At 74.4% G+C, this 12,136-nt stretch carries 9 protein-coding genes; 6 read left to right on the top strand and 3 right to left on the bottom strand.

The features are described from left to right. Positions 1-15: 15 nt before the first annotated feature. Together dacB and V2S66_RS21040 are read right to left on the bottom strand one after the other, a co-directional pair. On the bottom strand, positions 16-1,737 hold the full coding sequence (gene dacB / locus V2S66_RS21045; RefSeq protein ID WP_330797454.1) for a D-alanyl-D-alanine carboxypeptidase/D-alanyl-D-alanine endopeptidase: 1,722 nt from the start codon (positions 1,735-1,737) through the stop codon (positions 16-18). 135 nt (positions 1,738-1,872) lie between these two features. After that, the gene (locus V2S66_RS21040; protein WP_330797453.1) at positions 1,873-2,163 is read right to left on the bottom strand and encodes a muconolactone Delta-isomerase family protein; all 291 of its coding nucleotides are present in this window, start codon (positions 2,161-2,163) and stop codon (positions 1,873-1,875) included. Positions 2,164-2,257: 94 nt separating this feature from the next. Between V2S66_RS21040 and V2S66_RS21035 the strand changes: the two genes are divergently transcribed. The 4 genes from V2S66_RS21035 (at position 2,258) to V2S66_RS21020 (ending at position 8,032) form a co-directional block, all read left to right on the top strand. Next, positions 2,258-2,701, top strand: coding sequence for a VOC family protein (locus tag V2S66_RS21035; RefSeq protein ID WP_330797452.1), 444 nt, complete (start codon positions 2,258-2,260; stop codon positions 2,699-2,701). 79 nt (positions 2,702-2,780) lie between these two features. Continuing rightward, positions 2,781-3,806, top strand: coding sequence for an alcohol dehydrogenase (locus tag V2S66_RS21030; RefSeq protein ID WP_330797451.1), 1,026 nt, complete (start codon positions 2,781-2,783; stop codon positions 3,804-3,806). A gap of 759 nt (positions 3,807-4,565) precedes the next feature. After that, the gene (locus tag V2S66_RS21025; RefSeq protein WP_413966445.1) at positions 4,566-5,846 is read left to right on the top strand and encodes a L,D-transpeptidase; all 1,281 of its coding nucleotides are present in this window, start codon (positions 4,566-4,568) and stop codon (positions 5,844-5,846) included. 410 nt (positions 5,847-6,256) lie between these two features. Continuing rightward, a complete protein-coding gene (locus V2S66_RS21020; protein WP_330797450.1) occupies positions 6,257-8,032 on the top strand; it encodes a hypothetical protein in 1,776 nt (591 codons plus the stop codon). 221 nt (positions 8,033-8,253) lie between these two features. On the opposite strand, the gene V2S66_RS21015 is transcribed toward V2S66_RS21020, so the two are convergent. Beyond that, positions 8,254-10,467, bottom strand: coding sequence for an MMPL family transporter (locus tag V2S66_RS21015; RefSeq protein WP_330797449.1), 2,214 nt, complete (start codon positions 10,465-10,467; stop codon positions 8,254-8,256). Positions 10,468-10,668: 201 nt separating this feature from the next. Between V2S66_RS21015 and V2S66_RS21010 the strand changes: the two genes are divergently transcribed. Together V2S66_RS21010 and V2S66_RS21005 are read left to right on the top strand one after the other, a co-directional pair. After that, entirely contained in the window at positions 10,669-11,409 is a 741-nt protein-coding gene (locus tag V2S66_RS21010) for a peptidoglycan recognition protein family protein (protein ID WP_330797448.1), read from the top strand. Positions 11,410-11,545: 136 nt separating this feature from the next. After that, positions 11,546-12,106, top strand: coding sequence for a TerD family protein (locus tag V2S66_RS21005; RefSeq protein WP_330797447.1), 561 nt, complete (start codon positions 11,546-11,548; stop codon positions 12,104-12,106). The last annotated feature ends 30 nt before the right edge of the window (positions 12,107-12,136 follow it).

Here is a 12,136-nt window from a genome sequence, read left to right as displayed (position 1 = left end):
ACGGCGGCGGGTGGGTCAGCGTCCGGCCTCGGCCTGCTGCTGCAGGATGCCGAGGATGCGGGCCTGGTCGTCGATCAGGCCGATGGCGCCCTCGATGTCGGGGGCGGACGCGCCGTTCACCGCGAGGTAGATCGTGCGCAGCCGGCCGTGGCCCGCGGCCAGGTACCCGCCCATGGTCTGGGCGCCGATGGCGAGGCGCTCGTTGAGCGCGTCGCCTCCGGCGACGGTGCCGGGCTTCGCCCACACCTTGCCCCTCCCCGGGCACACCGGCTGCCCCTCGCACACGCTCGCCAGCGAGCCGTCGACGCCGAGGATCGGCTGCGCCTCCCGGAACAGGTCGGCGTCCGGGGTGCCCTGCCAGTAGTGCAGGATCTCGTTCTCCAGCCGCGGCGTCACCCGGTCGACCGGGTTGCCGCCGCGGCCGTCGAGCAGCTGGGCCTGCGTCGGATCGATGCCGGCCCGCACCAGGAAGTCCCTGAGCACCGGGAAGCCGTCCTCGCACCGGTGGCTGCCCGCGGAGACGGCCATCAGGCAGATCGACAGGTTCGCGCCCAGGTTGTGGCTGACCTTGAAGATCAGCTTGGTGTACTGGGAGAACACCGGGGACACGTACGCGGCGACGCGCTGCGTCCCGCGGTAGCTGTCCGGCAGCACCGAGGTCGGGTTGGGCCCGGTCGGCCGCGCGCCGACCGTGACGCCGGCCCGCGCCAGCGCCTCGATCAGCGCGGTGCGCCCGAAGGCCGCCGGGTCATGGACGGGGGAGTTGCGCAGCACCGGCTGCGCGTCCGCCGCGATCGTGCCCGACAGGGTGATCCGGGTGCCGTCGGGCGAGGCGGACACCTCGATGTCGGTGGTCCCGCCGGCGGCGACCGTGCGCACCGTCGAGGTCACGCGGTAGGGCGCGACCTGCGGACGCCAGCTGAGCCGCGCGGGCCTCCCGGGGGCGGTGGGCGCGGTCAGCAGGTCGATCACGTTGTCGTTGACGATCAGCGGGGTCGGCGTCGGGTCCAGCCCGTCGAAGGACGTGAACAGCCGGTCGTCGACAGCGAGGTCGCCGTGCACCTGGGTGATGCCCGAGCGGCGCACCTGGCGCGCGATCCGGTCGAGTCCGGCGAGCGGGTTCTCGGGGGTGAGCGTCGCGCCGGGGACGTCGTTGGCGTAGGTGTGGTCGATCGGGGTGTACGACACCGTGCCGTCCGGCGCGGTCCTGCCGCCCATGGTGAGGTCGCCCTCGCCGACCAGCACCAGTGAGCCGTCGAGCACCGAGCCGTGGCGGTGGCCGAGGGCCTGCACGGGCGTGGTGAACCGGTGGTTGCTGCCCAGGGTGTGCCAGGCGCCGGACACGCTGACGAGCTTGGCCGTCGAGCCGGGGATGAAGAACTGGTCGGGGTACTGGGAGTGGATGACCCGGCCGGTGCTGTCGTCCAGTTCCAGCCAGCCCCACTGGGCGTGCCGGTAGGCCGGCTTGGCCATGATCGCCCTGATGTCGGGGGACAGTTCGTCGCCGTGCGCGGCCCCAGGGCGCGCGTGCGCGGCCCCCGGCAGGGGGTGCGGGGCGGCCGGGGCCGCGGGACCGGCGGCGGCGGCCGTCACGGCGAGGGCCACCGCCGAGACGAGGGCGGCCGCCCAGGTGCGCCGGGGCCGGCGCGCCTGACGGGCTTGGCGGGCCTGGCGGGCGGACTCGACGGGACCGGGCCGCGCGCCCGGAAGCTGATCGTTGCGATGGTTGCGGAGCACGGCCGGACTCCTACCGCGGCGGCCGATCCGGTCAGCGTCCCACCGCCGCATTCACCCGCGCGCCGAAGGCGGCGGCCCGGGTCCCACCCGCCCGGCCCATTGCGCGCCGCGGCGGCCGGCGGGCCCGGCGGCCGGCTACCGGCCCGGGTCGTTCGGGTGCGGGGCGAGCGGGGTGACCGTGTCCTGCCGCCAGGCCCGCAGCGGCATCGAGGCGAGCACCTCCTCCAGCCGCTCGGCGTCCTCCGCGCGGAACAGCCCCCAGGTGCGCCACTCGCCGGGCGCCAGCGGCGGCCGCCACAACCGCCGCAGGCTGCCCTGCGCCGCCAACTCCCGCGACCGCGCGGCCTCCCGGCCGCGCATCCGCGCCACGTCGTCCTCGCTGGCGCCCTCCGGAACGGTGGTCACCATGTCGACCAGGAACTCCATGGATGCTCCTCGATCCCTGCGTAGCGGCCGAAATGAATCCTGCTTTACTGGGATTATCCGTCCGTTTCGCTCTCTTCCGGCAAGGAGTCGGCTCGTGGACATGAGGCTCGAAGTCGTGGTGCTGCCGGTCTCCGACGTCGACCGGGCGAAGACCTTCTACGAGGGGCTCGGCTGGAGGCTGGACGCGGACGTCGCCGCCGACGACGGCTTCCGCGTGGTCCAGCTGACACCTCCCGGCTCGGCGTGCTCGGTCATCTTCGGCGCCCGGGTCAGCTCGGCGGCGCCGGGCTCGGCCGGCGGCCTGCACCTGGTCGTGGAGGACATCGAGGCGGCCAGGGCCGAGGTCGCCGCCCACGGCGTGGACGTCGGCCCGGTGTTCCACGACGCCGGCGGGGTCTTCCACCACGCGGGCGAGGAGGCCCGGGTGCCGGGCCCCGACCCGCGGCGGACCAGCTACTCCTCGTTCGCGTCCTTCAGCGATCCGGACGGCAACGGCTGGGTGCTCCAGGAGATCACCACCCGGCTGCCCGGCCGCTGAGGCCGGCGCGCGGACCCTGCCCGGACGTGGTGTGATGGACGTGATGTCCGTTTTTTCTGGCACTCCCGTGGAGGTCCGGATGGGTACGTACCGCGTGGCACAGGTCCCCGCCGCGAGCGGGTCGTTCGAGATCACCGAGCGGGACGTGCGGGAGCCGGGACGGGACCAGGTGCGGATCGCCGTGGACGCCTGCGGGATCTGCCACAGCGACACGGTGTTCGTCGAGAACGCGGTGCCCGGGGTGACCTTCCCCCTGGTGCCGGGACACGAGATCGCCGGGCGCATCGACGAGCTGGGCGCCGGGGCGCGGGAGCTCGGCTGGCAGACGGGCGACCGCGTCACGGTGGGCTGGTTCGGCGGCAGCTGCCACCACTGCCGGCCCTGCCGGCAGGGCGACTTCGTGGTGTGCGACAACCTGAAGGTCCCGGGCTGGGCCTACGACGGCGGATTCGCCGAGGCGGTGATCGCCCCGGCCGACGCGCTGGCCAGGATTCCCGACGGGCTGGACGCCACCGACGCAGGACCGATGGCCTGCGCGGGCGTGACCGTCTTCAACGGGCTGCGGCGCAGCTCCGCGCGGCCCGGCGACGTGGTGGCCGTGCTCGGCATCGGCGGGCTCGGGCACCTCGGCGTGCAGTACGCCGTCGCGATGGGCTTCGAGACCGTCGCGATCGCGCGCGGCGCGGAGAAGGGCGAGTTCGCCAAGCGGCTCGGCGCGCACCACTACATCGACAGCACCGCCGGCACGCCGGTCGCCGAGGCCCTCCAGGCGCTCGGCGGCGCGAAGGCCGTGCTGGCCACCGCGGGCAGCTCCGCCGCCATCTCGGCGACCGTCGAGGGACTCACCCCGCGCGGCGAGCTGATCGCCATCGGCGCGGACCCCGAACCGCTGGCGGTCAGCCCGCTGCAGCTGCTGCTCAAGGGCCGGATCATCCGCGGCCACCCGTCCGGCACCGCCCAGGACGTGCAGGACACCATGGACTTCAGCGTGCTGCACGGCATCACCCCGACCGTCGAGGTCGTGCCGCTGGCCGAGGCGGACGCCGCCTACCGCAAGATGCTCTCCGGCGCGGCCCGCTACCGGATGGTGCTCACCCCGAACTGATCGCCCCGCCGCACGCCCCGCGGCACGCCCCGGCTTCGCCGTCAGGGTGCCTGCGCGGCGCCGCCGGCGCGCAGGACGAGCCGTCGGCGGCGGCCTCGTCGCCGGTCCGCGGGTCAGCGCGCAGACCAGGACGCGTTCCAGGCCGGGCGTCGCGAGGACGCCGCCGGCGCGGCCGGGACGGGACCCGGACGGTCACGCCGTCGAGCGTCCGGCGCATCGGTCCCCTCCCGAGGCAGGCCCGGCCGGGGTCCCACGGGTGCGGGCGGGACTTGGTGACGTCACACGGGACGGCGTGGTGGCGCCGTCCCGCGTGACGTCCTGGCAGCCGTGCGGGTCCGGTCGGGCGATCCCGCGAGGGGGTGCGCCGCGGGCACCTCTGCGGCGTCCGGGCGCGGCGGCCGCAGGGCCCGGTCGCCCGCTCGGGCGGGCATCCCGCGCAGGTGGTGGTTCTCGCCGTCGTACCGCTGCTCGCTGACCGGCGAAGCCGATCGGCCGCCCCCCGCACCGCGCGGGGTGGGGCGGACCACCCGAGCGTGGCTGCGGCCGGCGGCACCTCCGTCGCACCCCCGTCGCACCCCCGGCGCACGCCCGCGCGCTGAGCCGCGTCACAGCCTTGCAACCGTACGTCCGGCCAGGCTGTCCTGAGGGGTCTGGACCTTAGGATGCACGCAGGGGAGTCCCGCGGCATCACCGGACCGTGCGCGTTCGCACGCTGCGCTGGTGGGCGCCTATGAGGTGTCATCGCGACAGGAGATTGCATTGCTTTCGGTACGGACGGCTGACGCGGCCACGCCCGCGGGTCGCGGACGGCTTGGGGTCAACAGGGCGGGGCGGGGCCTGGTCGCCCTGGCCGCCGGGGTCACGCTCCTGGCGACGGCCGCGTGCGGCGGCCACACGAACGGTTCGAGCGGGTCGGGCGGGTCGGGCGGCAGCCAGGACGGCAAGGCCGGAGGCGTCGCGGCCGCGCCGCCGACCACCTCGGCGGCGCAGCTGTCGATCCTGCCGAAGAACGGCGCCACCGGGGTCGACACCTCAGGCGCGCTGAAGGTCTCCGCGGCGCAGGGCAAGCTGACCAAGGTCACGGTGAGCGGCCCGGACGGCGCCGTCGACGGCGCGATATCCGCCGACGGCAGCAGCTGGACGCCGGCCGGCCACCTGCACACCGCGACCCGCTACAGCGTCTCCGCGACCGCGGCCGACGCCCAGGGGCGCACCGCCGTACAGCAGACCACCTTCACCACGCTGACCCCGGCCGCCGTCAACTACGGCAACTTCAACATCAACCCGGGGTCGACGTACGGCGTGGGCATGGAGGTGTCGATCCGCTTCAACAAGCCGGTCGTCAACCAGGCCGAGGTGCACAAGGGGATCACCGTCACCGCGAGCCCCGCGGTGGACGTGCAGGGCCACTGGTTCGGCAACCAGCGGATCGACTTCCGCCCGGAGAACTACTGGGCGCCCGGCACCAAGGTCACCCTGCACCTGCGGCTCAACGGCGTGAAGACGGCCCCCGGCGTGTACGGGCAGCAGTCCAAGGACGTGTCCTTCGTGGTCGGCCGCTCGCAGACCTCGATCGCCGACAACACCGCCAAGACGCTGAAGATCTACCGCGGCGGCGCGCTGTACAAGGAGTTCCCCGCGAGCCTCGGCGACGCCCAGCACACCACGTACAACGGCAAGATGGTGATCGAGGAGAAGGACCCGGTGGTGGACATGGACTCCCACACCGTCGGTCTGGGCGCCGCCTACCACATCAAGGACGTGCCGCACGGCATGCGGCTGTCGGACTCCGGGACGTTCGCGCACGGCAACTACTGGCGGCCGGCGTCGGTCTTCGGGCACGAGAACACCAGCCACGGCTGCGTCGGCCTGCGCGACGTCAAGGGCGGCGGCGACCCGACCACCCCGGCGGCCTGGTTCTACGCGCACTCGCTGATCGGCGACGTCGTCCAGGTGATCAACTCCCCCGACAAGATCATCCCCCCGAGCAACGGCATCAACGGCTGGAACATGTCCTGGTCGCAGTGGGTCGCCAACTGACCCCGCGCCCTCCGGACCGCACAGCGCCCCGGCCCCACGCCTGACACCCAGGCGTGGGGCCGGGGCGTTCTCGTGGCGCGGCGGCGCCGGCAAGGGGCAGCGACCAGTCTCGGTCAACGCGCGAACGCGGGGGCGGCGCCCGCGCCGTGGGCAGGGCGCCGCCGCCGGCCGTACGCCCCCTCGCCGCTCTCCGCTTCCCCCCAGGTCGCGGGCGGCTGCCGGGGATGCGGACCCGGCGTGGACGCACTCGTCGGTCTTCCGGACGGTGTGTGGACTTTGGCTGGGAATACGGGAGATCGTCTCCGGCGTGGGCGAGACTAGGCGACCCGACCGCGGGGGCGGTGGGCGCGTTGCACCGGTACGACGCGGCTGCAACAAACAACGGCCGGGCCGCGTGGGGGTGGTACGGGGTGGGACGTGGACGACCGTGGCGGCCGGCGCAGGCGCCGCGACCGGCCGGGCCGGCGGGGGGCGGGACGGGCCGCGCCGCACCGGCGACCGGCGGCCTGCCGGGCGGCGCGGCCCCGGCCGCGGTGCTGCGCGGCCGGATCGGCTGGCTGCTGCGGGTCAACCGGCTGTACGCGGCGGACGACCGGTGGACCCGGGCGGCGACCTTCACCGCCGCGTTCGCCGGCGGCAGCCATCCCGGGGCGGTCAGCACGAGCAAGGTCTCCCGCTGGGAGAACGGCCTGGTGGCGGTGGAGCGCGCGGCGGTGCGCCGCTACGAGGAGGTGCTGGCGCTGGAGTCCGGCAGCCTGCTGTCGACGGTCGACGTGATCACCCGCTACCTGACCTCCGCGCCCTCGGCGGCCGCCGCCGCGCTCCCCTCGGCCGGTCCCGCGGCGCGGGCGGCGCCGCCCACGGCGGGCGAACGCCGCCGCGGCGAGGGCCTGCTGGAGCGGCTGGACTCCACCGACACGCTCACCGGGCGGGACTGGGACGAGGCGACCGCGTGGATCGTCTCGGAGCCGGGGCTGCGCCTGCGCCGCAGGGAGTGGGACGCGGTCTGCCACCGGCTGCTGGTCGAGACGGTCGCCGCCGACGGCGAGGCGTGGAAGCCGCGCTTCGAGGCGTACCTACGGCTGCTGAACCACCCGGGCAGCCGGATGTCCGCGATCGCGACCTGCGGGGACTGGGCGGCCAGCCCCGGCAGCCGGGTGTTCATCGAGACGCTGAGCATGCTGGACGCCAGCACCCACCCGGACGCGGCCCGGCACGTCGTCGCGCAGCTGCGGGCGCCCACCAACGGCGACGCGCTGACCGGCGCCCTGCTGGCCACCGTGCGCAAGCTGCGCGAGCACCACTTCACCGCCGAGCAGCGCGACGCGGTGACCGACGCGGTGCTGGACGTGCTGGCCGACCCGGCGCGGCGCGGGGACCCGGCGTATCCGCTGGCCGCGGCGGCGCTGCGGCTGCTCCCCCCGGAGGTCTCCGGCCGGCTGTCGGCCCGGCTGCGCCAGGGTGGCGCGGCGCCGCGGGGCGGGCCCGGCGGTGCGAGCCGTGCGAGCGCCCCCGGCGGCCTCCCCCGGCCGGACACCGACGCGCGGTCCGGCGGTGCCGGACAGGGCGCCACCGGCCGGCTGCATCCGCTGATCACCGCGCGCAGCACCGCGATGCTGGCCAGGGAGCTGCCGCAGTTCCAGGATCTGCTGCTGCCCGTCCTGGTCGGCGAGCTGCTCGACGCGCCGCTCTCCGACGACCGGCTGTACGCCGGCTTCCTCATCCGCGCCACGCCCTACCGCGGGCCGGTCGCCGACACCCTGGTGTGGGAGCTGGCCCGGCAGCGCCCGGCGCTGGCGCCGGCCAGGACCGTACGGCTGCTGGAGGCGCTGCGGGTGGTCGGGACGCCCGCCGAGCGGCCGTTCGTGGAGGCGCTCGCCGCCCGGCAGGGCCTGCCCGGCGCGGTGCAGTCGGCGGCCGTGCAGGCGCTGGGCCACATGGGCGGCGCCAGCGCGGCCGGGCGGTGGCAGACACTGCTGGCCCGGCACACCGCCGCGGCCACCGCCGGCGCCGGCAGCCGCGCCGCCGAGGACGTGCTGCACCACGCGGTGTACTCGCTGGCCATCGGCCGCCACACCGCCGTCCTGGGCGGGCTCGCCGCGACCCACCCGCTGGCCTCCGTCCGCGCCTCGGCCCGCTGGTGGCTCGACCTGCCGACCCACATGTACGTCAGCGCCGCGCACTGACCCCGCGCCGCCGCCGGGCGCACCCGGGGCCTCCGGGGCATCCGCCGGGTCCGTGACCTGCGGCGTCGCGCTCGGCGGAGCGCCGCCGCCAGGCGTGCACCAGCCGCTCGCGCACCCCTTCCACCACGGACATCCCGACGCGGCGGCGCTTCTCCACCAGGCCCTCGGCCGAACACGGTCAGGCCGCGCACCACCGTGGCCGGGTTGACCCCGCCGACCGCTCAGCCGTCCGCCTCGTCGCCCACGCCCGCCCGGGCCAGCCGCCCCTCCGCCAACTGCCGCTCCAGCCGCTGCCCCTCGATGTCCGGATCGGGGATGTGCCGGTCGAACCACTGCGGGTGGTACCAGAGCCTGGCGCGGACGATCGCCATCACGGCCGGCACCAGCGTCAGCCGTACGACGAAGGCGTCGAGCGCGACACCGGCCGCGAAGCTGAAGCCGATCGCCTTGATCGTCGGGTCGTCGGTGAACATGAAGGCCACGAAGATGGAGAACATGATCAGCGCGGCCGCGGTGACCACGCGGGCGGACAGGCCGGTGCCGCGGCGGACCGCCTCGCGCGCGTCACCGTGCTTCGTGTACTCCTCCTTGATCCGCGACACCACGAACACCTCGTAGTCGCTGGAGAGTCCGAAGATGATCGCGAGCATGATGATCGGCAGGAAGCTGATCGTCTCGCTCGGGGTGATCCCGAAGAGGTGCCGGCCCCAGCCCCACTGGAAGATCGCGACCTGCGCGCCGAGCGCCGCGGCCATCGACAGCAGGAAGCCGAGGATCGACTTGATCGGCACCAGGATGGTCCGGAAGGCGAACGTCAGCAGCACGAAGGCGAGTCCGACCACGACGATGAGGAACTCCGGCAGGGCGCCGGAGAGTTTGGCCGACACGTCGATGTTGGACGCGGTGGTGCCGCCGACCAGGATGTGCGTGCCGGTGCCGTCCTCGATCACGGACCGCTCGTCGCGCAGCCGGTGCACCAGGTCGGCGGTGGCGGTGTCGTTCGGCCCCGACCGCGGGATCACCCGGATCAGCGAGACGCCGCCCTGCGCGGCCAGCGGCGTCACCTGCACCACGCCCGGCACCTTCGCGAGCGTCCCGGCGACGTGGCGGGTGTCCGCGGGGCTGTCCACGCCCTGCACCACGATCAGCAGCGCGCCGTTGAAGCCCGCCCCGAAGCCCTCGGTGGTCAGGTCGTACGCCTTGCGCTGGGTGTCGCTCGTCGGCTTCGACGCGCCGCTGGGCAGGCCCAGCGTGATGGACAGCGCCGGGACGGCGAGCACCACCAGCAGGGCGACGCCGCCGATCAGCACCGGCACCCGGTCGCGTACGACGAAGCGGGCCCACGCGGCGCCCGCGGTGCTCTGCGGGTCGGCGGCCGCCCGGCGGGCGACCCGCTCGGCGTGCGCGCCGAACCCCGGCAGCCGGGTGAACCGGGCGACCTTCTGCCCGGCGAAGCCCAGCACCGCGGGCAGCAGCGTCAGCGCGATCAGCAGCGCGACCGACACCGACGCCGCGGCGGCCAGGCCCATCACCGTCAGGAACGGGATGCCGACGACGGTCAGCCCGCACAGCGCGATGACGACGGTGAGCGCGGCGAAGACCACGGAGCTGCCCGCGGTGCCCACCGCCAGCGGCACGGACTGCGCGGGCGTCATGCCGTTCAGCAGGTTTGTGCGGTGCCGGGAGAGGATGAACAGACCGTAGTCGATGCCGCAGGACAGCCCCAGCATCAGCGCGACGGTGGTCGACGCCGAGGCGATCGTCAGCACCGAGGCGACGGCCGTGATGCCCATCAGCGTGGTGACCACGCCGATGACCGCGCTCAGGATCGGCATGCCCGCGGCCGCCAGGGCGCCGAAGGTGATCATCAGGATGACGAACGCGATCACCAGGCCGACGAGTTCGGGCGCCTCGGAGACCTCCGTGCGCCAGCCCGGATAGACGCTGCCGTTGTACTCGACCTGGATGCCCGCCGCCCGCACCGGCTGCATCGCCGCCTTGACGGCGTCGAGGTTCGCGTCCTTCACGTCCGGCGCCTTCGCCGACCACTGCACCTGGCTGAGCGCGATCTGCCCGCTCTTCGAGATCAGCCCGTTCTGGTACGGCGTGACCACCGACGAGACCTGCGGCACCGATCGCACCCGGCCCAGGGCGGTGGCGATGACCGCCCGGCTCCGGGGGTCGGCGATCCTCGCGCCGCCGTGCGTGGCGAAGACGATGGTGCTCTGGCCGCCGCTGAACGCCGGCAGCTTGGCGGACAGCACGTCGGAGGCGTTCTGCGCCTCGGTGCCGGGGATGGTGAAGTCGTCGTTGGTCTTGCCGCCGCTGGCCTGGGCGAGGGCGATCGCGGCGACCGCGGCGGCCAGCCACACCGCGAGCACGAGGCGCCGGCGCCGGAACGCGAAATGGGCGAGTCGGTAAAGATAGGTCGACATGCACCGATCTTGGCCGATTCCCTGCTGAATACCCGGAACCGGGCCGAATCCCGGGGACCGGGCCGCTGCCGGCCGCGGGCCGGCCGGACGCCGGCCGGCCGGACGCCGGCCGGGGCACGGACGGCCGCGCGGTCAGCGCGCGTCACCCGAACGGCCTCGCACGGATGTCCGGCCGGCCCGCGAGGTCGCAGGCTGGGGGCCATGCGCCCCGACCGGGTCAGGGTGCCCGCGTCCCTCATGACGCTGGTGTTCCTCGTGACCTGCTGTGCTCCGGCCCGCCATGGGTTCGACTCACGCCATGGCGGTGACGCCCCGCGCCTGGCCTCGCTGCGACCGCTCATCGTCCCGCGCACCGCCTGGCACGCGGCGGACGTGACGACCAAGCCGCTCTACGACCACTCGGTGAAGGCGATCTTCGTGCACCACACCGACAACCCGAACGACTACGACTGCAAACGGGACGTCCCCGCGATGCTCCAGGCGATGGAGGACCGGCACGTGCACGTGCTGAAGTGGGACGACCTCGGATACAACTTCGTGGTCGACAAGTGCGGCACGATCTACGAGGGACGCGCGGGCGGCGTCGACCGCGACGTGCGGGGGGCCCACACCGAGGGGTTCAACATCGACACCGTCGGCGTGGCGGCGCTCGGCAACTTCGGCCCGGGACAGCCGCTGCCGCGGCCGATGCTGGAGGCCATAGCGGCCATAGCGGCCTGGAAGCTGGACCAGGACGTCGACCCGGCGGGCCGGGTGCGGCTGGTCTCCAGCAACAGCGAGAGCCGCTTCCGCAAGGGCACGTCGGTGGAGCTCAACGCGATATCGGGCCACCGCGACGTCTACGAGACCGACTGCCCCGGCGACGCGCTGTACGCCGCGCTGCCGTGGATACGGCGGACCGCCGCCGCCCTGCGCCACGAGGTGACCTGGGCTGCCGGCTGAGCCCGGGGACACCGCAGGCGCCGCCCGCGCTGGCCGGAAGGCGACGGTGCCGGGGGCCGGGTGGCGGAATGAGTGGACAGCGGCCGGGCACACCGGAGTTAATCGACGCAGGAACACTGGGGGAGGGTGATGCCGGATGAGCGGTGTCGGCAAGGGAATCGAACGGGTCGAGGTACGGCTGAAGTGGGACCCCAGTCCGCTGGGGCAGCCACCGACCGATCTCGACGTCGTCGCCGGGCCGTACGAGCGGGCCGGCCTGCGGCCGCTGCCGGGCAGCGGCGGCGGGTCCGCGGGGCCGGCGTACGTCGTGCACTACGACAGCAGGTCGCCCGACGGCACGATCTGGCTGAACCACGACAGCCGCACCGGCCAGGGCTTCGGCTGGGACGAGGTGATGACGCTCGATCTCGGCCGGCTGAGTGAGCGGTACGACCGCGTCGTCGTCGGCGTCACCATCCAGCAGCGCCCGGTGCGACGTGACTTCGCGGGTGTCCTGCACCCCGCGTTCGAGGTCGTCGAGGGCTACGCCGTCCTCGCCGCCGGCGACTTCACCGAGGTCGCCGGCTCCGTCGCGGCGACCGTCGCGGAGTTCCGCCGGCGCGATTCGGGTGCCTGGGAGTTCCACGCGGCGCTGCGGGGCTACGACACCGACTCCGACACGTTCATCCGTACGCTGGGCGACTCCGCGCCCGCCTGACCCACCCGCCCTCGCGGGCGGCCCGCGCAT

It is taken from the genome of Actinacidiphila polyblastidii (assembly GCF_036353415.1).
Taxonomy (GTDB): domain Bacteria; phylum Actinomycetota; class Actinomycetes; order Streptomycetales; family Streptomycetaceae; genus Actinacidiphila; species Actinacidiphila polyblastidii.
This window is presented reverse-complemented; position numbering and strand designations above follow the sequence as displayed.

Excerpts from the sequence above, each read along its gene's own strand:
- V2S66_RS21005 (WP_330797447.1), top strand. The coding sequence starts at position 11,546 with ATGAGCGGTGTCGGCAAGGGAATCGAACGGGTCGAGGTACGGCTGAAG.
- V2S66_RS21040 (WP_330797453.1), bottom strand. The coding sequence starts at position 2,163 with ATGGAGTTCCTGGTCGACATGGTGACCACCGTTCCGGAGGGCGCCAGC.
- V2S66_RS21010 (WP_330797448.1), top strand. The coding sequence starts at position 10,669 with ATGCGCCCCGACCGGGTCAGGGTGCCCGCGTCCCTCATGACGCTGGTG.
- V2S66_RS21030 (WP_330797451.1), top strand. The coding sequence starts at position 2,781 with ATGGGTACGTACCGCGTGGCACAGGTCCCCGCCGCGAGCGGGTCGTTC.
- V2S66_RS21015 (WP_330797449.1), bottom strand. The coding sequence starts at position 10,467 with ATGTCGACCTATCTTTACCGACTCGCCCATTTCGCGTTCCGGCGCCGG.